Annotated in this window: 22 protein-coding genes and 2 pseudogenes; 15 read left to right on the top strand and 9 right to left on the bottom strand. The window is 41.5% G+C overall.

Going from position 1 to position 22,208, the window contains the following annotated elements:
- Window positions 1-175 precede the first annotated feature (175 nt).
- Window positions 176-1,093: pseudogene (locus MUN89_RS14760) on the top strand (dihydrolipoamide acetyltransferase family protein); the annotation flags it as partial.
- A gap of 5 nt (window positions 1,094-1,098) precedes the next feature.
- Window positions 1,099-2,508 carry a dihydrolipoyl dehydrogenase gene (gene lpdA, locus MUN89_RS14755; protein ID WP_244708547.1) on the top strand — a complete coding sequence of 470 codons (1,410 nt, stop codon included), beginning with the start codon at window positions 1,099-1,101 and terminating at the stop codon, window positions 2,506-2,508.
- A 236-nt stretch (window positions 2,509-2,744) separates the two neighbouring features.
- Here the strand turns inward: lpdA and MUN89_RS14750 are convergent, their stop codons facing one another.
- On the bottom strand, window positions 2,745-3,119 hold the full coding sequence (locus tag MUN89_RS14750; RefSeq protein ID WP_244708546.1) for a hypothetical protein: 375 nt from the start codon (window positions 3,117-3,119) through the stop codon (window positions 2,745-2,747).
- 215 nt (window positions 3,120-3,334) lie between these two features.
- Between MUN89_RS14750 and MUN89_RS14745 the strand changes: the two genes are divergently transcribed.
- The gene (locus MUN89_RS14745) at window positions 3,335-3,544 is read left to right on the top strand and encodes a hypothetical protein (RefSeq protein ID WP_244708545.1); all 210 of its coding nucleotides are present in this window, start codon (window positions 3,335-3,337) and stop codon (window positions 3,542-3,544) included.
- Between the two features lie 2 nt (window positions 3,545-3,546).
- On the opposite strand, the gene MUN89_RS14740 is transcribed toward MUN89_RS14745, so the two are convergent.
- Both MUN89_RS14740 and MUN89_RS14735 read right to left on the bottom strand, forming a co-directional pair.
- On the bottom strand, window positions 3,547-5,079 hold the full coding sequence (locus MUN89_RS14740) for a glycine betaine uptake BCCT transporter (protein WP_244708544.1): 1,533 nt from the start codon (window positions 5,077-5,079) through the stop codon (window positions 3,547-3,549).
- A 21-nt stretch (window positions 5,080-5,100) separates the two neighbouring features.
- On the bottom strand, window positions 5,101-6,180 hold the full coding sequence (locus tag MUN89_RS14735; protein ID WP_244708543.1) for an FUSC family protein: 1,080 nt from the start codon (window positions 6,178-6,180) through the stop codon (window positions 5,101-5,103).
- A 141-nt stretch (window positions 6,181-6,321) separates the two neighbouring features.
- Here MUN89_RS14735 and MUN89_RS14730 point away from each other — a divergent pair, with 141 nt between their 5' ends.
- Both MUN89_RS14730 and MUN89_RS14725 read left to right on the top strand, forming a co-directional pair.
- Window positions 6,322-7,176, top strand: coding sequence for a polysaccharide deacetylase family protein (locus MUN89_RS14730; protein WP_244708542.1), 855 nt, complete (start codon window positions 6,322-6,324; stop codon window positions 7,174-7,176).
- 202 nt (window positions 7,177-7,378) lie between these two features.
- A complete protein-coding gene (locus MUN89_RS14725; protein ID WP_244708541.1) occupies window positions 7,379-7,489 on the top strand; it encodes a GapA-binding peptide SR1P in 111 nt (36 codons plus the stop codon).
- A gap of 493 nt (window positions 7,490-7,982) precedes the next feature.
- Here the strand turns inward: MUN89_RS14725 and MUN89_RS14720 are convergent, their stop codons facing one another.
- A complete protein-coding gene (locus MUN89_RS14720) occupies window positions 7,983-9,452 on the bottom strand; it encodes an aminotransferase class I/II-fold pyridoxal phosphate-dependent enzyme (RefSeq protein WP_244708540.1) in 1,470 nt (489 codons plus the stop codon).
- A gap of 118 nt (window positions 9,453-9,570) precedes the next feature.
- Here MUN89_RS14720 and MUN89_RS14715 point away from each other — a divergent pair, with 118 nt between their 5' ends.
- Window positions 9,571-10,527: an NAD(P)H-dependent flavin oxidoreductase gene (locus MUN89_RS14715; protein ID WP_244708539.1), complete on the top strand. Its 957-nt coding sequence runs from the start codon at window positions 9,571-9,573 to the stop codon at window positions 10,525-10,527.
- A 14-nt stretch (window positions 10,528-10,541) separates the two neighbouring features.
- Window positions 10,542-10,817 carry a UPF0223 family protein gene (locus tag MUN89_RS14710; RefSeq protein WP_244708538.1) on the top strand — a complete coding sequence of 92 codons (276 nt, stop codon included), beginning with the start codon at window positions 10,542-10,544 and terminating at the stop codon, window positions 10,815-10,817.
- Window positions 10,818-11,332: 515 nt separating this feature from the next.
- On the opposite strand, the pseudogene MUN89_RS14705 reads toward MUN89_RS14710, so the two are convergent.
- A pseudogene (locus MUN89_RS14705) lies at window positions 11,333-11,961 on the bottom strand (DUF1054 domain-containing protein).
- Between the two features lie 175 nt (window positions 11,962-12,136).
- On the opposite strand from MUN89_RS14705, the gene MUN89_RS14700 reads away from it, so the two are divergent.
- Together MUN89_RS14700 and MUN89_RS14695 are read left to right on the top strand one after the other, a co-directional pair.
- Entirely contained in the window at window positions 12,137-12,322 is a 186-nt protein-coding gene (locus tag MUN89_RS14700) for a hypothetical protein (RefSeq protein WP_244708537.1), read from the top strand.
- Window positions 12,323-12,428: 106 nt separating this feature from the next.
- Window positions 12,429-13,238, top strand: a complete 810-nt coding sequence (locus MUN89_RS14695; protein ID WP_244708536.1) for an inositol monophosphatase family protein — start codon at window positions 12,429-12,431, stop codon at window positions 13,236-13,238.
- A gap of 27 nt (window positions 13,239-13,265) precedes the next feature.
- On the opposite strand, the gene MUN89_RS14690 is transcribed toward MUN89_RS14695, so the two are convergent.
- A complete protein-coding gene (locus tag MUN89_RS14690; RefSeq protein ID WP_244708535.1) occupies window positions 13,266-13,442 on the bottom strand; it encodes a DUF5325 family protein in 177 nt (58 codons plus the stop codon).
- Window positions 13,443-13,587: 145 nt separating this feature from the next.
- Here MUN89_RS14690 and MUN89_RS14685 point away from each other — a divergent pair, with 145 nt between their 5' ends.
- On the top strand, window positions 13,588-13,968 hold the full coding sequence (locus tag MUN89_RS14685) for a YlaH-like family protein (RefSeq protein ID WP_244708534.1): 381 nt from the start codon (window positions 13,588-13,590) through the stop codon (window positions 13,966-13,968).
- Between the two features lie 38 nt (window positions 13,969-14,006).
- Here MUN89_RS14685 and MUN89_RS14680 read toward each other — a convergent pair whose 3' ends face one another.
- Entirely contained in the window at window positions 14,007-14,210 is a 204-nt protein-coding gene (locus MUN89_RS14680; RefSeq protein WP_244708533.1) for a YlaI family protein, read from the bottom strand.
- A 162-nt stretch (window positions 14,211-14,372) separates the two neighbouring features.
- Here MUN89_RS14680 and MUN89_RS14675 point away from each other — a divergent pair, with 162 nt between their 5' ends.
- Window positions 14,373-14,657 carry a hypothetical protein gene (locus tag MUN89_RS14675; protein WP_244708532.1) on the top strand — a complete coding sequence of 95 codons (285 nt, stop codon included), beginning with the start codon at window positions 14,373-14,375 and terminating at the stop codon, window positions 14,655-14,657.
- Window positions 14,658-14,686: 29 nt separating this feature from the next.
- Here the strand turns inward: MUN89_RS14675 and MUN89_RS14670 are convergent, their stop codons facing one another.
- Both MUN89_RS14670 and MUN89_RS14665 read right to left on the bottom strand, forming a co-directional pair.
- Window positions 14,687-15,268, bottom strand: coding sequence for a YhcN/YlaJ family sporulation lipoprotein (locus tag MUN89_RS14670; RefSeq protein WP_244708531.1), 582 nt, complete (start codon window positions 15,266-15,268; stop codon window positions 14,687-14,689).
- Between the two features lie 109 nt (window positions 15,269-15,377).
- Window positions 15,378-15,872, bottom strand: coding sequence for a hypothetical protein (locus tag MUN89_RS14665; RefSeq protein ID WP_244708530.1), 495 nt, complete (start codon window positions 15,870-15,872; stop codon window positions 15,378-15,380).
- A gap of 88 nt (window positions 15,873-15,960) precedes the next feature.
- Between MUN89_RS14665 and glsA the strand changes: the two genes are divergently transcribed.
- The 4 genes from glsA (at window position 15,961) to pyc (ending at window position 22,022) form a co-directional block, all read left to right on the top strand.
- The gene (glsA, locus tag MUN89_RS14660; RefSeq protein WP_244708529.1) at window positions 15,961-16,893 is read left to right on the top strand and encodes a glutaminase A; all 933 of its coding nucleotides are present in this window, start codon (window positions 15,961-15,963) and stop codon (window positions 16,891-16,893) included.
- An 84-nt stretch (window positions 16,894-16,977) separates the two neighbouring features.
- Window positions 16,978-17,259, top strand: a complete 282-nt coding sequence (locus MUN89_RS14655) for an Fpa/YlaN family protein (protein ID WP_244708528.1) — start codon at window positions 16,978-16,980, stop codon at window positions 17,257-17,259.
- A gap of 150 nt (window positions 17,260-17,409) precedes the next feature.
- Window positions 17,410-18,591: a putative lipid II flippase FtsW gene (gene ftsW, locus MUN89_RS14650; RefSeq protein WP_244708527.1), complete on the top strand. Its 1,182-nt coding sequence runs from the start codon at window positions 17,410-17,412 to the stop codon at window positions 18,589-18,591.
- Window positions 18,579-22,022 carry a pyruvate carboxylase gene (gene pyc / locus MUN89_RS14645; protein WP_244708526.1) on the top strand — a complete coding sequence of 1,148 codons (3,444 nt, stop codon included), beginning with the start codon at window positions 18,579-18,581 and terminating at the stop codon, window positions 22,020-22,022. The genes ftsW and pyc overlap by 13 nt, the downstream gene beginning before the upstream one ends.
- Window positions 22,023-22,208 lie beyond the last annotated feature (186 nt).

Here is a 22,208-nt window from a genome sequence, read left to right as displayed (position 1 = left end):
CATCATCAGTTTTGACGCTGAAGGATACGAATCTGACGACAGCGAAGAAGAAAAGCAAGAAGAAACAAAAGAAGCTGAAAAAGATCAGCAAGCTTCTGAAGAAAAAGATGAGAAAAAAGAAACAAAAGAAGAAGCCCCTGCTGCTAAAGAAGAAGAAACGGCTGAAGAAGATGGAAAACGTGTCATTGCCATGCCTTCTGTCCGCAAGTTTGCTCGTGATAATGACGTAGATATCCGTCAAGTTAATGGCTCTGGAAAAAATGGCCGTATCTTAAAAGAAGATGTCGAAAGCTTCATGAGCGGCGAACAAACGGAAGAGCCAGCAGCTGAAGGAAAAGAAGAGAAAGAAGAAGCAGCTTCCCAACAATCGGTACCGGCTGCAGGTGAAGCTTATCCTGAAACTCGTGAGAAAATGAGCGGTATGCGCAAGGCAATTGCTAAAGCAATGGTTAATTCAAAACAGACGGCTCCGCATGTTACACTAATGGATGAAGTGGATGTTACAGAGCTTGTAGCTCACCGTAAGAAGTTTAAAGCTGTGGCCGCAGAACAAGATATTAAATTGACTTATCTTCCATATGTCGTCAAAGCTTTAGTATCAGCTACGAAGAAGTTCCCTGTGCTGAACACTTCCCTGGATGATAGTACAGATGAGATTATCCAAAAGCATTACTACAACATTGGTATAGCCGCAGACACGGATAAAGGCTTGCTTGTGCCTGTAGTGAAAGATGCAGACCGCAAGTCCATTTTCTCAATTTCAAGTGAAATCAATGAACTTGCTGTAAAAGCTCGTGACGGTAAACTCACATCTGAAGAAATGAAAGGTGCATCAACTACGATTACGAATATTGGTTCTGCAGGCGGTCAGTGGTTCACTCCAGTTATTAACCATCCTGAAGTGGCTATTCTTGGTATCGGCCGTATTGCTGAAAAACCAATGGTTCGTGATGGAGAAGTAGTCGTTGCTCCTGTTCTTGCACTGTCTCTAAGCTTCGACCACCGGATGATTGATGGTGCGACAGCTCAACATGCAATGAACCACATCAAGCGTTTACTAAACGATCCACAACTAATTATGATGGAGGCGTAAAGTATATGGTAGTAGGAGATTTCCCAATTGAACTAGACACATTAGTCGTAGGCGCTGGTCCAGGAGGTTACGTCGCCGCTATTCGCGCAGCACAGACTGGACAAAACGTAACGATTGTTGATAAAGGCAATCTGGGCGGTGTATGTTTAAACGTTGGTTGTGTGCCTTCCAAGGCTTTAATTCAAGCTGGTCATCGGTTTGAACATGCCAAAGGTGCAGAAGATATGGGAATTAAATCAGAAAATACAACGGTTGATTTTTCCAAAGTCCAAGAATGGAAAAGCAGTGTTGTTCAAAAGCTGACCGGTGGTGTAGAGGGTCTTCTAAAAGGAAACAAAGTAGACATCGTGAAAGGCGAAGTTTATTTTGTGGATAAGAACACTGTTCGTGTTATGGATGAGAAAAATTCCCAGACCTATACGTTCAATAATTGCATTATCGCTACTGGATCCCGTCCAATAGAGCTTCCAGACTTTAAATTCTCTGATCGAGTGATCGACTCTACAGGCGCTTTAGCTTTACAAGAAGTGCCTAAGAAGATGGTTGTAATCGGTGGAGGGTATATTGGTACAGAGCTTGGCACAGCGTATGCTAACTTTGATACAGAAGTAACGATCCTTGAAGGAATGAAAGAAATTCTTGGCGGATTCGAAAAACAAATGTCTTCCCTCGTTAAAAAACGTTTGAAGAAAAAAGGCGTAGAAATAGTTACCAATGCTATGGCAAAAGGTGTAGAGGAAAAAGAAGATGGAGTAACAGTGACGTATGAAGTCAAAGGCGAAGAAAAAACCATTGATGCAGATTACGTATTAGTTACTGTAGGCCGCCGCCCGAATACGGATGAAATCGGCCTTGAAGAACTGGGGCTTGATATGACTGATAAAGGCTTAATCAACATTGATAAGCAATGTCGTACAAGTATCGACAACATCTTTGCTATTGGGGACATCGTTGAAGGACCACCGCTAGCTCACAAAGCATCTTATGAAGGAAAAGTGGCGGCGGAAGTAATCGGTGGGGAGAACGCTGAAATTGACTATCTAGGAATCCCTGCAGTCGTATTCTCTGATCCTGAACTTGCCTCAGTAGGTTACACCGAGCAGGAAGCTAAAGATGCTGGATATGATGTGAAAGCTTCCAAATTCCCATTCGGAGCAAATGGACGTGCACTTTCCCTGAATGACAGTGACGGTTTCTTAAAACTGATCACTCGTAAAGAAGACGATCTTGTAATCGGAGCCCAAATTGCAGGACCGAATGCCAGTGATATGATTGCTGAGCTTGGACTTGCGATCGAAGCTGGTATGACTGCGGAAGACCTTGCGCTTACTATCCATGCTCACCCAACTCTAGGTGAAGTAACGATGGAAGCTGCAGAAGTAGCTATAGGTCAGCCGATTCATATCGTTAAATAATTTTGAAGTAGAAGCTTCCGTATTAGTTTTGAAGGCTGTCGAGCACTGCTCGGCAGCTTTTTTTAATTTCTGCACATCGTCCTTGAAGTTTGCGTCTTAGAATCGTTAATTGATGCGGTTTAGTGAGAATTGGATGATAAGTGTGAGGCGATAAAAAAACCCTTTGAAATTAGAGTCAAAGAGTCTGGATCTATTATATAGAATCACGGAATTCCGGTTGGAAAGGAAGAATGGTATTAATTATGATAACTGACGGATTGCTCAAGTTTTGAAAGGATGTTCTTTTGGTTACTATTCCCGGAAATTTTGGTTACCGTTTTCCCTTCTTTTTTTATAACTAATGCAGGTAATTCATTTTCTGAGACTTCAATGGAATTGGAGTCTGTTTTAGATTTTTTAAAAGCAAGCGTTCCATCATTGCCTTGTTTCATTTTCCAGTCCAAAAGTGCATTAAAATAACTTTCTGCCTTCTGTTTTTGGTCGGTCTGCGTATATAAATAGATATCATATCCTGATGGGCTTGCGCTAATAACTTCCACATTTTCTTTATGAGGGAAACACCCTGCTAGCAAAAAGACAAAGAGCATTGAAATGAAGATGTAAGGTCTCATGGGGCCTTTCCACTCCTTCCTTAATACATAGTTAGTGTATCAAAAAGAAGGAAGCTGGATGGGAATGTTATCTAATTGTTACGGAAATGAAAATACGCTGTTTCAAATTTAACGGCGCTGTTAATCATTTATACTTATGTAACAAAAAAGAGATGGGGGAAGGGTGGCTGCTGAAAACGTTCTTTCTCACTTAGAGGTGCTGTTAAAGTCTGGCGTTGATTCTTGCAAATCACTTATCGGTGGATGCTTGCCCCGGGCACTTTGATCAAGAAGAGCACTTGACGAAGTTAATCTTCGTCTCATGTGCCGAACGTCTCATCGATCGTATAAAAGAAGCCGAATTGAACGATCGAATCGTTCAATTCGGCTTCTATATTATGCATAAACTCAAAAGGGTGACTTCCGTAGTGCCTTCTCCTTTTTGATATTATTTAGATTTACTTTTTAGATCAACCACTTTGGCTTCTTCTTTAAATGCTTTCATTAGGGAGAAACAAATAAGAATCATAATGAAAGTAAATGGAAAGGCTGCAATAATCGCTGCCGTTTGCAGAGCTGTTAAACCACCTTGCCATAAAAGCACAGATGCGGCACCAGCCTGAATAATCCCCCAAACAAACTTAACCTGGTTTCTTGGGTTAAGGCTGCCTCCTGTCGTCTGCATTCCAAGCACAAAGGTCGCAGAGTCTGCAGAAGTAACAAAGAAAGTACTGATCAGTAATAGGCCTATGACGGACATAATTCCGCCTAAAGGTACGTGATCAAACATGGAGAATAAAGCAACTTCTGTACCCATATCATTCACATCAGAATAGATGTCAACACCATCAAAGAATTCCAGGGAGATAGTAGCTCCGCCGAATACTGAGAACCAGATGGCACCAAAAATAGTCGGTACGAGCAGTACTCCTAATATAAATTCACGAATAGTTCTACCTTTGGATACACGGGCAATAAACGTTCCAACAAATGGAGCCCAAGAAATCCACCATGCCCAGTAGAAAATGGTCCAGCTTTGTACCCAGGTGCTGTCCTCAAATGGAGTCAGTCTAAAACTCATATAAGGCAGGTCACGGATATACGAACCAAAAGTAGTGGTTAAATAATCCATAATGAAGTTCGTAGGACCTGCAAATAACATAAACATCATGAGCAGTATAGCCAGTACAATATTTGTGTTACTTAGATATTTAATTCCTTTATCAAGTCCGGTCATTGCCGAAACCATAAACAAAACAGTAACTACGGCAATGATAATCAACTCTAGGGTGAAATTATCTTCCAATCCAGGGATGGTAAATGCGAGTCCACTGGATATTTGCAATGCTCCCAAACCAAGTGATGTAGCAACTCCAAAAATGGTAGCAAAGACTGCGATAAAGTCTACGAGTGTACCTATAGGTCCTTTCACCCGCTTCTCACCTAAAATAGGCGTCAGAGCTGCACTAATCACTCCCGGGGCATTTTTTCTAAACTTAAAATAAGCAAGCGCAAGTGCGAGAATAGCGTAGATTGCCCAAGGATGGAATCCCCAGTGGAAAAAGCTGTATTTCATAGCCGACTGGGCAGCAGCTTCACTCATTGGCTCCTGAGAGGCAATAGGCGGCTCGTGGAAGTGTGAAAGTGGTTCTGCAGCTCCCCAGAAAACCAAACCGATACCCATACCGGCACTAAATAGCATCGCAAACCAAGTAATATACGGGTAGTCTGGTTCATCATCCGGTTTACCTAATTTAAGCTTTCCGTATTTAGAAAATATTAAGTAAATGGCAAACACTAAAAAGCCGGTAGCTGATAGGAGATAGAACCAGCCAAACTTATCTGTTAAAAATCCTTGTATATTCGTGGTGACATTTGATAAATTCCAAGTAGGCAGCACATCTTTTGGAATAATTCCCCAAATAATAAATAGAAATGCTACAACAACTGAAATGTAAAACACACGTGTAACTTGCTGCATTGTATCATCCTTTCTTCGAATTTACCGCTCAGCAGAAGGTTTGTAGCATTCTTCTACCATTCTATGCTGGCTTTTAGACATGCTGTGCAGCTCCTCTAGCACATCATGAAAACAAAGCAGCTCGTACATGAGAATGGTCTGAGGCGGCAGTTGATGACGGAATTTGGATTGTTTCTCCACGTGTTCTTCCTTCCATTTCCAGAATAGCTCGTCTAATTTTTCAACTCTTTGGAATTGTCCTTCGCAAATTGCGTGGGTTGGGTCTTGAAGCACTTGGACGTAATAATCCGTTAAAAGTTTCAATAATTCCTTCTCTTGCTCATTGAAATCGGTGTGATCAACGCGAACGTACTGCAAGTTTCCCAAATGGTAAACAATCTGCTGTAAAGCTCCCAGCTTCTTCTGGGCAAACTGAAACGCCCGCATCTCTTCCTTTGTATGGCGGTGGTATTTCCATTCTTCTCGTTGAAACTGTGAAAGCTGATAGGTTCGTTCCAGATGAGCAGTCAATTGACGATATGATCTCTGTATTCCCCTGTTTTTCTCTTTAGATTCTGCAATCGTGTCTGAAATTATTCGCTGGAGAAGAACACCAGCATGATTGTACAGGTCATTAATGTTTTTGTAAATCATCGGAGAATAATTGGGTGGAAGAAGGAAAAAATTCACAAGAGTTGAAACGACTATTCCAATAGACGTAGTACCCAATCTTGTGAAGAACGAAACAATGTAATGTTCATGAAACTCAGGAATCATTGCTGTAGCTGTAATGGTCGCAACAAGAATTCCTGCATCCAGTTTGAGTTTATGGCACACGGCAATCGTTACCATAGCTGCTAAGGCAAAGGTTAGAGCGCCTTTACCTAAAATGCCATAAAAGGAGGTGGCAAGTAAAGCCCCAATTGCCGAAGCAGGAAACCGTACCAGCGCTTTTTTAAGAGAGTCAGCAGCTGTATGTTCAACTGTAACGATCGCTGTGATGACCGCGAAAATAATTGGAAGATTAAAAAAGCCACAGATGAGAGCTGTTAAAAAAACGGAGATACCGGTTTTTAAGGTTCGTCCTCCTAATAATTTAAATCGTCTCAGCGAATGAATCATTGGGATCACCTAATTGTTGAATAGTTAATAAGTCACAATTTCATATTATATAATAAAAAGTGAAAAAACGATAGTGAAATTCTGAGTGGTTTCTATTTATAATGGAGGAGATGGAAATACATAACAGTTGGAGGGACACTCATGAAGAAATGGATCGGCCTCATTGTTCTCTTGCTTATTTTAGGCGCATGCAGCAATGCAGGCGGCAAAGGAAAGGAAACCAAGACGAATGAGGAACCGGATACAGAGGTAGCTTCGAATACGAATAAGGATCACGAGGCAGAGAAGGCAGATGAAAGTAAGGAAGCAAATAAAGATTCGGAGGATCAGCAGGCTGAAAATAAAGATTCCGAAAAGAAAACTCCTGAGCCTGAGTATCAAATAAATGAAAACTGGTTTTTTAAACCGATCGATGACGCCAACCCAAAAGTTGCATTACTGACATTTGATGATGCACCAGATGAACATGCTGTTCAAATGGCAGAAACTTTAAAGAAATTTAATGCTCCAGCCATATTTTTCGTAAACGGTCACTTTATTAATACTCCGGAAGGAAAAGAAAAACTGAAAAAAATTCATGAGATGGGGTTCATGATTGGCAACCATACGGAAACCCATTCATCTCTACCGAGTTTGACTAAAGAAGAACAAAAAAAAGAAATCGTAGCGTTAAATGATAAAATTGAAAAAATCATAGGGGAGCGCCCAAAATTCTTCCGCGCTCCTTTTGGGGAGAACACCGACTATTCTAAAAAGCTTGCTGCAGAAGAGAACATGCTGATTATGAATTGGACATACGGATATGATTGGAATAAGGAGTATATGGATGCAGATAAGATCGCAGATATTATGGTGAATACTCCTCTGCTTGCCAACGGATCCAATCTTTTGATGCATGACAGGGATTGGACTGCAAAAGCGCTTCCAAGAATTATTAAAGGGTTGAGAAATAAAGGGTATGAGTTACTTGATCCTCATTTAATTAAAACACCATAAGCAAAAAACTGACGGAAATCGATCCGTCAGTTTTTTTATGAATTAAACGTAACGTCAGACACATATAGTAAAATAATTAACAAGACAATTAGTATAACCTCTTTTTAAAAATGTTATACTTTTGGGCTTGAAAAAACCAATGTGACATATTAAAATAAGGTTATATTGAAACCGATTACAAAATTAAAGGAGTGGGATGTTAATGGGTACAATCGTTTGTCAAGACTGCCAAAGAGTCATCGAGCATTATGAGGATGAAAAAGTTTCTACTCTCTACAGCACCTGTCCTTCCTGTAACTCTGATAAAGAATAGCCATTTGAGCAAAGCCGCCTATGAAGGCGGCTTTTAAGCTGTTAGGAAAGTGCCATATCTGTATATAACTTTCTAAGCAGGTGCCTTATTTTAGAAAAGATCGTTAACATGAATGGGGATTATGAGTGATCAATTATGCTGGATACGACCGGAGTGAATGCCAGAGATAAAAATCGGTCCTCATCCATGCAAAGCTGTCCATTACCCCCTTGTGCAGTGAACCAAAACCAAAGGGGAATGCGTGTGTACAAAGACCACATGTTTGAAAACTGGCACGACCTGGCCTTATTCTCTAAAAAGACTCTCCTCCCTCTAGCTCGCTAGGGAGGAGAGTCTTTTCCGTTCTACATTTTTAGATGGGCAAATGTAGAAACACCATCAGATTTCTCTCCAAGCTTAAAGTCATCAAAAGGGAAATGAAGTCATTATGGAAAGGGATGACGGTCTGTTTCCCCAGGAATAGTTGTGGAGGATACATGGCGGTCTATATCAATCATTGAAAAGCACGGTATTCTTTAATAACTTGAATGGTCTCCAAGGTGTCATCTTCAGGCCCTTGTACGGGCAGTCCAGCTTCTATATTTTCATGAATGTACGTAATATTATCTTCGGTAATGATTTCTCCAGGAATAAAAATCGGTATTCCCGGCGGATAAACCATGACAAATTCAGCACTAATTCTTCCGGCAGCTTTTCTCAAATCGATCACTTCTGTGGAAGAATAAAAAGCTTCCCGGGGCGACATTGATAATAACGGAATCTCCGGGACTGTAACTTTCAGGGGCTGAAGGGTGTAGTTCGTTCGTTTTGTTTCAGCCAGCTGCTGAAGAGCATGAATTAAGAGATCAATGTCTTTTGTGCGATCCCCTGGTGTACAGAGACACAATATGTTATACAAATCGGAAAGTTCCACTTCGATTGAATAGTTCTCCCGCAGCCAAACCTCCACATCATACCCGGTAAGTCCCAGTTCTCTTACGGAAACAATTAATTTAGTCGGATCAAATCCATAAGTGGCTTCCGTTTCTAGAAGATCGGTGCCTGGACAATGCAAGTGGGGGATTTGGTTAATTTTTTTCCGAGCATAATCTGCTAAAGCAAGGGTTTCCTCTAATAAATGTCTGCCGTTAATAGCAAGGTTTCTTCTTGCAGTATCTAGAGAAGCCAATAGAATATAGGAAGTAGAGGTCGTTGTAAGCATGGAAAGCACTGCTTGAACACGTTCATGTGAGACAAGTCCCTCTCTTAAATTAAGTACAGAGCTTTGAGTTAAAGACCCGCCCAGCTTATGCACACTTGTGGCAGCTAGATCAGCTCCAGCTTGCATGGCTGAGAGAGGGAGCCGATCATGAAAATGAATGTGAACACCGTGCGCTTCGTCTACAAGGACAGGAATCGAATAGGAATGAGCAATAGTAACAATTTTTTTCAAATCCGCACTTATGCCAAAGTAAGTAGGGTTAATAACGAGCACAGCTTTTGCATCTGGATGAGCTTCACAAGCTTTTTTTACAGCTTTAGGCGTTATTCCATGAGAAATACCCAGCTTTTTGTCCAGTTCTGGATGGATAAACACCGGGGTGGCCCCTGAAAAAATAATGGCAGTTGTAATAGATTTGTGGACATTTCTCGGGACGATAATTTTATCTCCTGGATGGCATACGCTCATGATCATCGTCATGATGGCTCCTGATGTTCCTTGAACGGAAAAGAATGTATAATCAGCACCGTAAGCTTCTGCTGCAAGCTTTTGGGCTTGGTGAATCATGCCATGAGGATGATGAAGGTCATCCAAAGGCTCGATATTTATTAAATCTATGGAAAGCGCATTTTTGCCAATAAAATGCCTGAATTCTTCATCCATTCCTTTTCCGGCTTTATGGCCGGGAATGTGGAATTGGACAGGCTGTTTTTCAACGTGTTTTTTTAATCCCGTGAATAAAGGAGTTTCATTTTGGTTCATAACTGCACCTCTTTACTTTCATTAAAAACAATTGAATTATAGCAGTGTACTTCTTTCTTAGCCAGCATTATGTGAAAGTTTCTGTAAGTCATGTAAAATGACAGAGAGGAGGGATCCTATGAAATGGAATACACGTGTTACTGAATTATTAAACATTACATATCCTATTATTCAGGGAGGACTTGCCCATTTGGCTTATTCAGAACTTGCTTCTGCGGTGTCCAATGCCGGCGGATTGGGACAAATTACCGCCATGAGTATGGAAACCCCTGATCAGCTCAAAGAAGAGATAAAAAAAGTTAAAAATTCTACAGATCGTCCATTCGGAGTGAACTTTGCTATTGGTCAGCATGGAAGGCCGTTTGAGAAGATGGTTGAAACAGCCATTCAGGAACAAGTGCCTGTCGTATCTGTGACCGGGGGCAATCCTAAACCTGTGTTAGAGATGCTTAAAGAAACAGATATTAAATGTTTAGTGCTGGTGGCAGCCAAACGGCAGGCAAAAAAAGCGGAAGAATTAGGTGCTGATGCAGTGATGGTTGTCGGACATGAAGGAGGCGGCCACATAGGGAGAGATGATATAGGAACGTTTGTCCTCACTCCGCAAGTAGCAGAAGCTGTGTCCATTCCAGTGATTGCATCTGGAGGGATTGGTGATGGAAAAGGCTTGATGGCTGCATTGGCGTTAGGAGCGGAAGGGGTAGAAATGGGAACGAGGTTTATTGCTACAGAAGAATGCATTCACGCCCATGGTGCCTACAAGCAGGCTCTAATCCAGGCGGACGAAAATTCGACCTCTGTGATCAAGCGTTCGTTACGTGCTCCAGCCAGGGCACTGAAGAATACTTGGACAGACAAGATTTTAGAACTTGAAAAAGATGAACCGGGCTACGACCGGTTAAAAAACTATATCAGTGGAAAAGCCAACCAGAAATATATATATGAAGGAATTACAGAGGAAGGGTTTGCATGGGCCGGGCAGATAGCAGGCCGTATTCATGATATCCCTTCTGTAGAAGAGTTGTTAACACGTATGATCAAGGAAGCAGAACAAATCAGACATTCCTGGAGTTAGAAGGGAGGATGACCGTGAATTACCGTTATCCTATTGATGAAACCTTTTGGTCTAAAGAAGAAATTGTAGATGTAGTAAATTTTTATACGCTCGTAGAACAGGCTTATGAAAAATCGGTTAAGCGGGAAGAACTTCTTCTTGCTTATACGCGTTTTAAACAGATTGTGCCCTCTAAGAGTGAAGAAAAGAAGCTGTGTAACCAATTTGAAAAAGAATCAGGGTATTCTTGTTACCACACTGTAAAGAAAGCAAGAAGCTCTGCTCAAGAAGAAAAAATTAAGATGAATTAAGAAAAAGGGAGGAAACCAATTTAGTCTCCTTCCTCAGACTGTCGAGAAAGTTTCTCGGCAGTTCTTATTTTTCACTGCGTTAATTTGTTACACTACTTTTCATTTATTCCTAAAAAAAGTCCGTTCCTACTACTCTGAAGCCAATGGACGTCCTTCATAAAAGGTTGCCCTCCATCTAGCTAGGGTGAGCTAGGTGAAGGAGAGTCTTTTTTTGTCTTTCATGAATATCAAGGAGCGAGCTCTCTTCCACTCCTGAAGAAGAACGAGTGAGCCGAGATCGCCGAACGTGGGTTTCGCGAGGAAGATCGGGCGCTCGTCCGCGGAAAGGGAAGGGGCTATCGCTCCTTTCGGTAAGAAAAAAATTTGTAGAAAAACACGGGGTTTCTCTACAAGCTGAAAAGGAAGGAAACCATTTAGTTTCCTTCCTTTTTATGGTGAATGAAATGATCGTCTTGTCCAGTGATTAAGGACATTTCACATGAGTAAATTTGGTGTATTCAGTGCAAGCCAAGAGTTTATTTTTTAGCGTACGGATATAAGGTTGAGAGTTTTTGAAAAGTATTCCTGCATGCTTCTAAAAAGGCGTCATGACTTTTCAGACGCCCATCGTTTTTATCAATCGTCAACCCACACAGCAATTCCGCTTTTTTAACATTTTGCAAACGATCTGTCATCTTTTGAAATTGCTCCTCATCCACATCATGATGGGGGATGGTTTCCGGCTTCGTATGGTCGAGCGACCAAACGAATTCATTGGGAATATGGTCAAGTATTTCTTTTTTATGCTGCTGTAAAGCCTTGCCATAGTCTTCTTTGTTTGGATTTTCATAGATCACAGCAAACCAGATGAAAACGTGAGTCTCCCACAAGCCTATTTGAAAATGAGGGAGCTTTTTGTAACCTCGTTTATCCGCAGCGATGGCCGCCCAAGTATCATTGGGGGGTTTTTGCTCCGGCGGGCATGTCTTGCTACATGAACAAACATTTCGTCCCCAGTGAAGGCAGAGAGGTCGGGGGCAAGTTCAAGACCTAACGCTTCAAGCTTCGGAGAAATCTGTTCTTTAAGTACTTTCATGCGTTCTTCAAGCCCGGGTATTGAAAATACTTCAAAGTCTTTATGGGAAAAGCCTTCGAATTTTGTCATAACATCAACTCCTTTGTACACAGAAAGTGTATCATACCATAAACCGTCCTCTAAGTAATGTGTACCAATGGTTTGATTTATATGAAAATGGGTTACATATAAGTAATCTAATCGAAACTTCTTCCGGACTTTGCACATATATATAATTAAGGATTTTTTGAGGGAGGGAAAGGCAATGAAGCATGTCATGGAAGCGCTGCGTAAACGTGAAGCCGAAGAGAAGCTCCCAGTAATCCGCATGGAAATTGATTACGAATTGGTTACATTGCATGATGCAATGCTCGCCGAAGACAGGGAGCAGATGGAAGCTAGTAAAAAGAGACTGTCGGAACTTCGTAAACAGTTGATTGAATGGTCATAAATTTAAGGGCAACGATTAAGTTGCTCTTTTTTTGTTTTGATTAAGTGCAATCATGAAAACATTTTGATACGATAAAGTTTGAACTTATAAAAAGGAGTCCGTATTTATGGATAAACAATTGAGACAGGAACTATTTGAGCAAGCGCAAGAGTGGATGCTGGAAGCTGGTGAGAGGATTAGAGAGAAAATCGACGATCCTCGATCAATTGAGACAAAATCAAATCCTAATGATTTAGTTACAGAAATGGATCGTAATACGGAACAGTTCTTTGCTGAGAAAATTAAAGAAACTTATCCCGACCATTTATTATTTGGAGAAGAAGGATTAGGAGACGAAATTGAGGATTTAGCAGGAACGGTATGGATTGTTGACCCTATTGATGGAACCATGAATTTCGTTCACCAGAAGCGTAATTTTGCTATATCTGTCGGCATTTATGTAGAGGGAGAGGGTGAAATTGGTTTTATTTATGATGTCATGGACGACATCCTTTACTCTGCCAAAAAAGGAGAGGGAGCTAAAAAGAATGGGAAGGATTTACCGCAATTAAATGCGGAACGTCCGCTGCATGAATCCATTCTTGCATTTAACACGACTTGGCTTCTTCCGGAAAACCCACATGTGGATCATCAAGGGATGCAAAAGCTGATTAAACATCTCCGCAGTACAAGATCTTATGGTTCTGCTGCCTTGGAACTTGCCTATGTAGCAGAAGGGATTATTGACGGATACCTTACGATGAGTTTAATGCCTTGGGACATTGCTGCAGGAATCATCCTCATTAAAGAAGCTGGGGGGACGGTAGCGAGGGCTGATGGAAAGGACCTGGACATGTTAACAAAGACGACTTTGTTAGCTTCTCGAGCCAATATTCATGAAGAAATCATTTCTGAATATGTCACCCTTAAAAAATAACAAGCGGCCATAAATTGGCCGCTTGTTTCACGTTTGCTGACGTCTGCGCTTTCTTTTAAACCCTACTCCCATGAAAACAAATCCGAGGAGGAACAGGGAACCGGCAAGCCAGAATATGTGCTGACCGATTGCAAATCCAACGGAAGTGAAGGATAAGATAGCGAACAGAGCTAAGATTGCCATGTCCCATTGAAATTTATTCATTACGAACACCTCTATTCCTCCCCTATTATAAGGGATAGGTGAAAATAATTAAACTGTACGGCTTCTTTCAGCCTTGAAGAGAGGGTAGCATATTCCTGGACAATTTAGTATCATTAAACCCAGGAATGAATGGAGGAGGCAGGACATGAACGATTTACCCACCATCCAGGTGCCTACTGATTTATGGCCGGTAGCAGACTTCTTCTTTAGAGGCCTTGGGAATGAAGTGGATTTAAACAACGATCATCAAGTTGCATTGTTAATTCGATCCTTTCTTTTACTATACTTAACGACCGTCGTGCTGACAGCGATCACCTTTAAATTAGGATTCGCTCGAAAGCTTCCGCTGCTTCAAACTATTGTAGTTTATGCTGTCCTTGTGATAGGTACATTTATCATTACTCTAGTATTAGGATTAAATCTCCCTCTCCCTGAAAGTCTGTTTATAGCTGCTTGTATTCTTGGGCTCTATAGAATACGACTGCATAAAGAACGTCAGGGAAGACAAGAAAGCAAGGAAACTTAACAAAAGTGAACCCCGGCAATAGAATGCCGGGGTATTTTTTATAATAAATGTTTTTCAGCTTTCCGCTCACGATTAAACGTAAATTTTCCAGTAGCAAGGCGCTGCTTTGTTTTTTCTGCTATTCGTTCATGGCAGTCAGGGCACATATAAGTGTGGATTCTACGATTTCTTAATCTCTTCGCCTGTAAACAATAGCTGTCTATATTTTCAATGTTGTCACAAATGACACATTTCACACGCATCAAATCACCTCATTATAAACTATATTACCTATCCTATCATACAATAGGGCTTTCCGCATTTTACATTAGGATTACGACTTGGGAATTTGAGTATGCAGACGTTTCAATTTATCCATTTATGGGAACTTTAACAAGGGAAGAAGAAATTGAAAGGGTGATGATATGAGAAAAAGATGGATTTTTACAGCAGTAGGTGCAGTAGCTGGCGGAACAATCGCTTATATGATGAAAGATGAGGATAAGCGGAAAATGGCTATGGATAAGGCAAAATCCATTCAGGCAAATTTCACTTCTAAAGATGACATGCCTATACAGGAAGCGGGGAAACCTGAAGTGTCCGACTTAGAAAATGCAAAGATGGTATCAGAGGGCTCCCAATTCGGGGTTAAATACTATAATGAACTGACGGAAAAAGAACGGGAAATCTTAGAAAGAAGTAACAGCTAAATCCTGATCAGGATTTAGCTGTTTTTTTTTTATTGCTCTTTGGATTGGTTTTTTTCAACTTTATCTAACTGTTTCTTTTGCTTGCCGGGCACGGATTCTTTATTTGAGTTCGTATTCTGTGGATCATTGATTGGACCTTCCGGCATGTACCTTGCTACAATCTGACTCAGTTCATCAGTAAGAGCGTTGATTGGCTGCCCTTTGGACATTTTTTCACCGATTCCTCTCAACCGTTCAACACCGTCAGCGTCAGCGATGACTACTGCTTGCTTTCCGTACGGGTCATGACGGAGCGCTTCGGCTACGGAGTATTTAATAACACCTACGCGAGAGCGGTCCAGATCTTTGTCTACGTCAATCCCAACAGCCACGTATTTTCCAAGTACGACAGCTGTTGCATCGTGAACATCAGGAACGTCAGTAGCTAGTTTTGCTAAGTGCTGAGCAAGCTGTTTCCTTGATTTCTTAGGCAATTTGCTTGGATCAGCATCTGTCACATACCTAACTTTCGAATTCCCTTGTTTTTCCTGTAAAAGAGACTCTTCATCTGCCTGCTGCTGGCACGCAGCAAGAATTAGAGCCAGGCATAGAAACATCATTAATTTCTTCAAAAGGAACACCACTTTTTTATTTTAGCGTGTGTACCTTTTTTGTTTTTATTCAACGGATATAGGAATGTTCTAATTCAAAAAATGAAGACAGCCTATGCAGCTGTCTCCCTTACTCAAAAATAATTTTAGTTATCCCTTTGATGGGATCATGCTTGTTTGAACCGTCTTCAAAGTAGAGGTGAACGGGACCTCGTTCTTTTATGGGTTTTCCTTCCCTTGAGAAGAGCAGGAGTGCCTGTGCCAGGTCGTCCGTTTGCAGTTCAAGCTGTCCTTCGTCTGTCTCAAGATAAACTTTTTCTACTTTTGAATCAGGTTCACTAGTATGAATAAAGGGCTTAAGTGGCATAAGAAAAGTATCCTTTAATATCCTTTCTTTTTCATACCTGTTAATACTTTTATTTACAGGGGGGTTCAGCTTTTGCTGATAAACTTCACGGTCGAATCGCAATGATTTTCGTTTTAACTCGTTTTCTTCTTCGGCCTGTTTTTGAGCTTCAGCTTTATTAAATACTTCATCATAAGTACGCTTTCGATCATCAAATATCCAAATGGTCGGATCAAGAGTGATCGGGTATTTCACATTTCCTTTTATTTGCACGATCATGCAGGTACCACCTTTCGAAGTAAAAGATCTTACCTTTCAAACTATAGCAAAAATTGAATTCGATTTCATTAAAAGGAGGTTTGTAACAATGAAAAGAAAGCTCACAGCAAACGAATTGGAAGGTTGGCTGGATAATGTAAGGCCTTTTGCGCGGGATGGCAAGGTAGCTGATTACATTCCTGTACTAGGAAGGCAGGATCCAGAGGAGCTTGCGGTGGCGATCTATTTTATGAACGGCGAGGTTGTACACGCGGGACAATCCGATACTTGCTTTACTCTTCAGAGCATTTCCAAGGTGATTGCCCTGGCTCTTGCCTTATTAGATAATGGAGAAGAATACGTATTTAATCGTGTAGGTATGGAACCCTCCGGCGATCCGTTTCACTCGATCTACCGGCTGGAACAGCACCGTCCTTCCAAACCTTTAAACCCTATGATTAATGCTGGTGCCCTCGTGGTTTCTCATATGATTCATGGAGAGACTCCTGAAGAAAAGGTAGGCAGGCTTCTCAGCTTGATTCACGACATGACTGCAGATCACTCCATTGTTTACAATAAAGAGGTGGCATCTTCGGAATTTGAGACTGCTTTTTTAAATCGTGCGCTTCTTTTCTATATGAAACAGCATAAAGTTGTGACAGGAAGCGTTGAGGAAACGCTGGACGCTTATACAAAGCAATGCTCGATCGAAGTCAATGTCAAACATTTAGCAAGGATTGGAGCCATTTTTGCGAATGAAGGGAAGGATTTAGAAACTGGCAGGAGAATCCTGCCGAGGCATCTGGCTCGAATTTGCAAAACTTTTATGGTCACTTGCGGGATGTATGACGCTTCTGGTTCGTTTGCGATTAAGGTTGGCATTCCAGCTAAAAGTGGAGTTTCCGGGGCAGTGCTTGGTTCTGTTAATGGGTTTGGAGGGATTGGAGTATACGGTCCTTCGCTTGATGAAAAAGGAAATAGTGTTGTAGGGTTAAAGCTGCTTGAAATTTTATCAAATCGTTACGATCTTTCAATTTTTTAGTGGAAACCCCTCTATGATGTTGCAATTTTTTGTCCGAGGCGATAATATGATAAGAAGAAAGACTGTAAATGGAGGGGATTTTTGATGTTGTCTGATGTGGCTGTGGATCATCGGGAAAAAGCCTATGCCCTTCTAAAAGCGGACGCTGATAAAATTTTGCGGCTTATAAAAGTACAAATGGACAACTTAACCATGCCTCAATGTCCTTTATATGAGGAAGTTTTAGATACACAAATGTTCGGTTTATCACGAGAGATTCATTTTGCGGTTCGTTTGAATTTAATCAGTGATGAAGAAGGTAAGCGTATCCTTGATAACTTAGAAAAACAATTAAACGTCTTACATGAAGCTGCTCAAAAATCATGATGGACAAACTCAAATTACGACTACCTTTGTTGTGATTTGAGTTTTTTTGTTTATCTATGGCCGTGTTTAAGAAGTACCAGGAAATTAAATTGTCAGATAAGCAGGAATATTGTAATGCAAAGAGAAAACAAAAGGAGTAGGGATGAGGAAATGGTAAAAAAATTAAAAACCTTCGACTTTACTTTGTTATTTGCACCATTAGCATTGGTTGCATTTGGAACAGTCATGATTTACAGCGCAAGTATGGTCTACGCTCCGATCAGGTATGGTGTGAGCAGCGACTTTTTTTTAATCAAACAGCTTCAATGGCTCACCATAGGCTTACTCTTAATGTTTGGAGCTTCGATTATTCCCTACCGTCATTGGCAGAGACTTGCAAAACTAAGCGTTTTATTAATGGTTGTGCTGCTTGCCGGACTATTTGTATTTGGTGAAAATGTGAATAATGCCACTTCGTGGTACGATCTCAAGTTTATGAAATTTCAGCCTGCAGAGTTTGTCAAGATAGGGCTGATTATTTATTTAGCCGCTGTCTATGCTAAAAAACAAAAATATATTGGAAATTTTAATCGTGCCGTGCTCCCGCCGCTGATTCTAACTAGTTTTATTCTCGGTTTAATCGTTTTGCAGCCCGACATTGGTTCAGCTGCTGTCATCGGTTTTATCGCCAGTTTTATTATCATCAGCTCCGGCATCCACTGGAGGCATATTTTACTTTTGGTCGGAGTAACGTTAGGGATTTTAGTAATCGGTGGTACTCAAATGGTTACTCCTGAGAGGCTGGAAAGGTTTTCAGGTGCTTATCAGCCATTTCAGGCTCCTGATGCGGAAGGTTATCACCTTATTCAATCCTATGTTGCGATTGGTACAGGAGGAATTTTTGGGGAAGGAATAGGGCAGGGTGTTCAAAAGCTTGGGTACCTCCCTGAACCACACACGGATTTCATCATGGCAGTAATTGCTGAAGAGCTTGGGTTCATCGGTGTTGCTGTCACCATAGGCTTACTTGGATTAATCGTTCTCCGGGGCCTTTACATATCATGGAAGTGCCGGGATGCATTTGGAGCATTGCTTGCTTTAGGCATTTCGGTAATGGTTGCTGTGCAGGCGTTTATCAATCTCGGGTCTATGAGCGGTCTCCTCCCGATTACAGGGGTGACATTACCCTTTGTAAGTTATGGAGGATCTTCCTTGCTGATCATGATGTTTTCGGTTGGAATTCTCAATAATATTGCTAGAAAAGTTAAAGCAAATGAACAGGAAAGTTATGAAACTACTAAACTGACAAAAGAAGAGATGATGAAACAAGGAGTGAGGTCATGGCAGAATTAAAGAACATTCGTAAAGTTCTCGTAGCAAATCGTGGCGAAATTGCCATTAGGGTTTTCCGAGCATGCACAGAATTAAACATTCGTACGGTGGCCGTTTATTCTCAGGAGGATACAGGGTCCTATCATAGATATAAGGCGGATGAAGCCTATTTAGTGGGACAGGGTAAAAAGCCGATCGATGCTTATTTGGATATTGAAGGAATCATCGAAATAGCCAAAAGTGTAGATGTAGACGCTATTCACCCCGGTTATGGATTTTTGTCTGAAAACATACATTTTGCAAGACGCTGTGAGGAAGAAGGCATTGTATTCATCGGACCGACAAGTGACCATTTAAATATGTTCGGGGATAAAGTAAAAGCAAGGCATCAAGCAGTGGAAGCGGGCATTCCGGTGATTCCTGGCAGCGGAGGGCCGGTCAGCGGTATCGAGGAAATCCAAAAGTTTGGAGACGAACATCATTACCCGTTGATGATCAAAGCTGCAATGGGTGGCGGAGGTCGCGGCATGAGGATTGTGCGCAGCCCTGAAAATTTAGAGGAAGCTTATGACCGCGCCCGTTCCGAAGCAAGGGCAGCATTTGGCAGTGAAGAAGTATATGTGGAGAAGTTAATTGAAGAACCAAAACATATTGAAGTACAAATTATCGGGGATACTCACGGAAACATTGTGCATTTATATGAAAGAGATTGTTCTGTTCAGAGAAGACACCAGAAAGTCGTGGAGATTGCCCCTAGTGTTTCCTTATCTGAAGATTTAAGAGAAAGAATTTGTGAATCTGCAGTTCATCTGATGAAAAACATTGATTATGTGAATGCAGGGACAGTTGAATTTCTTGTTACAGGGGAAGAATTTTACTTTATTGAAGTTAATCCAAGGGTTCAAGTGGAACATACCATTACCGAGATGATCACAGGAGTAGACATTGTTCAAACACAAATCCTGATTGCAGAAGGCCGCAGTCTTCACGATAAGCAAATATCGATTCCGAAACAGAATGAGATCAGCACACATGGCTATGCCATCCAATCCCGGGTTACAACCGAAGACCCTCTAAACAATTTCATGCCTGATACGGGAAAAATCATGGCTTATCGCACAGGGGGCGGATTCGGAGTTCGTTTGGATGCCGGCAACGGATTTCAGGGAGCGGTCATTTCTCCTTATTACGATTCCTTATTAGTGAAGTTGTCAACCTGGGCACTCAGCTTTGAACAAGCAGCTCAGAAAATGGTTCGTAACTTGAAGGAATTTAGGATCCGCGGGATCAAAACGAATATCCCGTTCTTGGAAAATGTTATTCAGAATAAGCAATTTCTTTCAGGTGAGTACAATACTACTTTTATTGACAGATCCCCTGAACTTTTCGTTTTTCCAAAGCGTAAAGACCGGGGAACTAAAATGTTAGCGTACATAGCTGATCGTACAATCAATGGTTTTGAAGGGTATGGAAGTCGAAAGAAACCAGCTTTTTCAAAACCAAGAATACCTGAAGTGAAGCATTCAGAGACAGTGCCGAGTGGGACAAAACAGATATTAGATGAGAGGGGTCCTGACGGCCTTGCCAGTTGGCTCAAAGAGCAGAAAAGAGTCTTGCTGACAGATACTACGTTCAGGGATGCCCACCAGTCATTACTCGCTACTCGTGTGCGGACTAAGGATCTGGAAACCATTGCAGAACCAACGTCTCGTCTGCTTCCAGAATTGTTCTCGCTCGAAATGTGGGGGGGCGCTACTTATGATGTCTCTTACCGGTTTTTAAAGGAAGACCCTTGGGAGCGATTGCTGAAACTCAGGGAAAAAGCCCCGAATGTTCTTTTTCAAATGCTGTTGAGAGCTTCCAACGCTGTCGGGTATAAAAATTACCCTGATAATCTAATCCGTGAATTCGTTGAAAAAAGTGCAACGGCCGGAATTGACGTCTACCGTATTTTTGACAGCCTTAATTGGGTGGAAGGAATGAAACCTGCCATCGACGCTGTACGGCAAAATAATAAGGTAGCTGAAGCCGCTCTCTGCTATACAGGAGATATCCTGGATGAAGCACGCCCCAAATATGATTTAACTTACTATAAGAAAGTGGCCAAAGAACTTCAGGATGCAGGTGCACATGTCCTCGGGATTAAGGATATGGCAGGCTTGTTAAAACCAGAGGCTGCCTACCAATTAATATATACTCTTAAGGAAGCGATCGACATACCTATTCATCTGCATACGCATGATACTAGCGGGAATGGTATTTTCACCTATGCCAGGGCGATCGAAGCAGGTGTAGATGTAGTGGATGTGGCATCAGGGGCTATGGCGGGACTTACTTCACAGCCTAGTGCCAGCAGCTTGTATTACGCCCTGGATGGAAGTGAACGGCAGCCGCACATTAATGTGAATCATTATGAACAGCTTGGTCACTATTGGGAAGACACCAGAAAATATTACCACGATTTTGAAAGCGGAATGATGGCCCCGCACTCAGAAATTTATGAACATGAAATGCCAGGTGGGCAGTACAGTAATTTGCAGCAGCAAGCCAAGGCTGTGGGCTTAGGAAATCGCTGGGATGAGGTAAAGAAAATGTACCGCCGTGTTAACGATATGTTTGGGGATATTGTGAAGGTCACCCCTTCTTCAAAAGTAGTAGGGGATATGGCTTTATTTATGGTCCAGAATGAACTTAACGAAGATGAGGTTTATGAAAAAGGTGACTCTCTTGCTTTTCCAGATAGTGTAGTTGAATTTTTTCAAGGGTATCTTGGGCAGCCTTATCAAGGATTCCCATCTGAATTGCAGAGGATCATTTTAAAAGGAAGAGAACCAATTCAAGTCCGTCCTGGAGAACTATTGGATCCAGTTGACTTCAAAGCCTTGAAGGAAACATTGTTTCACCAATTGGATCGCCAGGTTACGAGTTTTGATATGATCAGCTATGCACTGTACCCGAAAGTATTTATGGAATATCAAAAGTTTACCGAGCAGTTTGGAAATATGTCTGTTCTGGATACCCCTACATTCTTCTATGGAATGAGACTCGGAGAAGAAATCGAAGTGGAGATTGAACAAGGAAAAACGCTCATTGTTAAGCTTGTATCCATAGGGGAAGCTCAGTTGGATGGGACACGGACGGTTTACTTTGAGCTGAATGGACAGCCAAGGGAAGTGGTAATAAGAGACGAAAACGTTAAAGCCACCGTTCAGGAACGTCCTAAAGCAGATAAAACGAATAACAAACACATTGGAGCAAGCATGCCGGGGACGGTTATTAAAGTAATCTCTGAAAAAGGAGAAAGCGTGAAAAAAGGCGACCATCTTATGATCACAGAAGCCATGAAGATGGAAACTACGGTCCAGGCTCCATTTGATGGAGTGATTAAAGAAATCTATGTGAAAAATAACGAAGCGATCCATGTAGGTGATCTGTTAATAGAATTCGAATAATTGCAATAGAAACCCCGGCGCTTTTAAGCAGCCGGGGTTTCTATTTATGACAATCAAATGAAAACAAGCGGGGAGAACGTGCACTTTCATTAATTATGTTGTACTATAAATAAGATGTATTTTTTAGGAATTAATAAGGGCTTGTGATTGAACGCATTTTATCGAATCGTTTTTTTAAGCCTGGCT

Source organism: Halobacillus salinarum (assembly GCF_022919095.1).
Taxonomy (GTDB): domain Bacteria; phylum Bacillota; class Bacilli; order Bacillales; family Halobacillaceae; genus Halobacillus_B; species Halobacillus_B salinarum.
Note: the sequence above shows the minus strand (reverse complement) of the source record. Positions and strands in the feature narration are given on the sequence as shown.

Excerpts from the sequence above, each read along its gene's own strand:
- pyc (WP_244708526.1), top strand. The coding sequence starts at position 18,579 with ATGGCAGAATTAAAGAACATTCGTAAAGTTCTCGTAGCAAATCGTGGC.
- MUN89_RS14680 (WP_244708533.1), bottom strand. The coding sequence starts at position 14,210 with ATGCGTGTGAAATGTGTCATTTGTGACAACATTGAAAATATAGACAGC.
- MUN89_RS14700 (WP_244708537.1), top strand. The coding sequence starts at position 12,137 with ATGAAGCATGTCATGGAAGCGCTGCGTAAACGTGAAGCCGAAGAGAAG.
- MUN89_RS14740 (WP_244708544.1), bottom strand. The coding sequence starts at position 5,079 with ATGCAGCAAGTTACACGTGTGTTTTACATTTCAGTTGTTGTAGCATTT.
- MUN89_RS14725 (WP_244708541.1), top strand. The coding sequence starts at position 7,379 with ATGGGTACAATCGTTTGTCAAGACTGCCAAAGAGTCATCGAGCATTAT.
- MUN89_RS14665 (WP_244708530.1), bottom strand. The coding sequence starts at position 15,872 with ATGATCGTGCAAATAAAAGGAAATGTGAAATACCCGATCACTCTTGAT.
- glsA (WP_244708529.1), top strand. The coding sequence starts at position 15,961 with ATGAAAAGAAAGCTCACAGCAAACGAATTGGAAGGTTGGCTGGATAAT.
- MUN89_RS14690 (WP_244708535.1), bottom strand. The coding sequence starts at position 13,442 with ATGAATAAATTTCAATGGGACATGGCAATCTTAGCTCTGTTCGCTATC.
- ftsW (WP_244708527.1), top strand. The coding sequence starts at position 17,410 with ATGGTAAAAAAATTAAAAACCTTCGACTTTACTTTGTTATTTGCACCA.
- lpdA (WP_244708547.1), top strand. The coding sequence starts at position 1,099 with ATGGTAGTAGGAGATTTCCCAATTGAACTAGACACATTAGTCGTAGGC.
- MUN89_RS14750 (WP_244708546.1), bottom strand. The coding sequence starts at position 3,119 with ATGAGACCTTACATCTTCATTTCAATGCTCTTTGTCTTTTTGCTAGCA.
- MUN89_RS14730 (WP_244708542.1), top strand. The coding sequence starts at position 6,322 with ATGAAGAAATGGATCGGCCTCATTGTTCTCTTGCTTATTTTAGGCGCA.
- MUN89_RS14735 (WP_244708543.1), bottom strand. The coding sequence starts at position 6,180 with ATGATTCATTCGCTGAGACGATTTAAATTATTAGGAGGACGAACCTTA.
- MUN89_RS14720 (WP_244708540.1), bottom strand. The coding sequence starts at position 9,452 with ATGAACCAAAATGAAACTCCTTTATTCACGGGATTAAAAAAACACGTT.
- MUN89_RS14675 (WP_244708532.1), top strand. The coding sequence starts at position 14,373 with ATGAGAAAAAGATGGATTTTTACAGCAGTAGGTGCAGTAGCTGGCGGA.
- MUN89_RS14715 (WP_244708539.1), top strand. The coding sequence starts at position 9,571 with ATGAAATGGAATACACGTGTTACTGAATTATTAAACATTACATATCCT.
- MUN89_RS14685 (WP_244708534.1), top strand. The coding sequence starts at position 13,588 with ATGAACGATTTACCCACCATCCAGGTGCCTACTGATTTATGGCCGGTA.
- MUN89_RS14695 (WP_244708536.1), top strand. The coding sequence starts at position 12,429 with ATGGATAAACAATTGAGACAGGAACTATTTGAGCAAGCGCAAGAGTGG.
- MUN89_RS14655 (WP_244708528.1), top strand. The coding sequence starts at position 16,978 with ATGTTGTCTGATGTGGCTGTGGATCATCGGGAAAAAGCCTATGCCCTT.